1 protein-coding gene is annotated in these 824 nt (G+C 57.9%); it reads right to left on the bottom strand.

All coding sequences use genetic code 11. The features are described from left to right. Nucleotides 1-606, bottom strand: a 606-nt coding sequence (locus AWB80_RS45735) for a reverse transcriptase domain-containing protein (protein ID WP_425266948.1), incomplete at its 3' end; no start/stop codon positions are given. Nucleotides 607-824: the final 218 nt, after the last annotated feature.

The raw sequence follows: 824 nt of genomic DNA, 5'->3' as shown, positions 1-824 counted from the left end.
TTGTACTTGTTGCGTAGCCACCGGCGCAACCGCGTCGCGGTGTAGCTGTCGATTGCTCGATATGCCCGGCTGACGCTTCCTACCTGGAAGTAATTCGCCCAACCGCGCAACGTGCGGGTTCAACTTGCCCACCAACTCCGTGGTCTCTTGCCATACCGTCCTGAGGGCGGTCATTGCATAAATCTTTTCGATCATGCGCCGGATACTCTCCTTCGACGGCTTCATGCCCATACGGGCCTGACCAGTCGTTGCTGAATACATCCGCCCAAACGTAAAACCCAGGTAGTCGAACTCACCTTCTGGCACCTTGCAGATTCGCGTCTTCTCCTCGTTGACCGTCAGCTTCAGCTTGCTCATGATCTCGCGTAGTTTCAGCAATGCCTCTTCAGCCTTGCCTCGCTTGCACAGGATGACGAGATCGTCCGCGTAGGTCACTATTCGACTTCCAAGACTGCGTTGAAGCCCGAGCTTCTTCCATGCCAGCACGAACCGGCGCATGTAAACATTCGCCAGCAGTGGTGAAATGGGGGAGCCCTGGAATCCTGCGCCGACTGTCGCGAGCCTCCGTCGTCCGTTTCTCCCGGCTTCTGTCATCGGTTTCTTCAACGGGGCATTCCAGCCACATCTTGATCAGATGCAGCACACGCCGATCAACGATGCGTCGCGCGAGCGACAACATCAAGTCGGCGTGCGGAATACTTCCAAAGTAGTCCGCCAGGTCCGCGTCTACGTCCGTTTGCCCTCGGTGTAGACGCTCCTCCACCTCGATCACCGCCTGCTGGGCATTGCGGCCCGCACGATAAGCGTACGGCTCCGGTGGAAGG

Source organism: Caballeronia pedi (assembly GCF_001544915.2).
Taxonomy (GTDB): Bacteria; Pseudomonadota; Gammaproteobacteria; order Burkholderiales; family Burkholderiaceae; genus Caballeronia; species Caballeronia pedi.
Note: the sequence above shows the minus strand (reverse complement) of the source record. Positions and strands in the feature narration are given on the sequence as shown.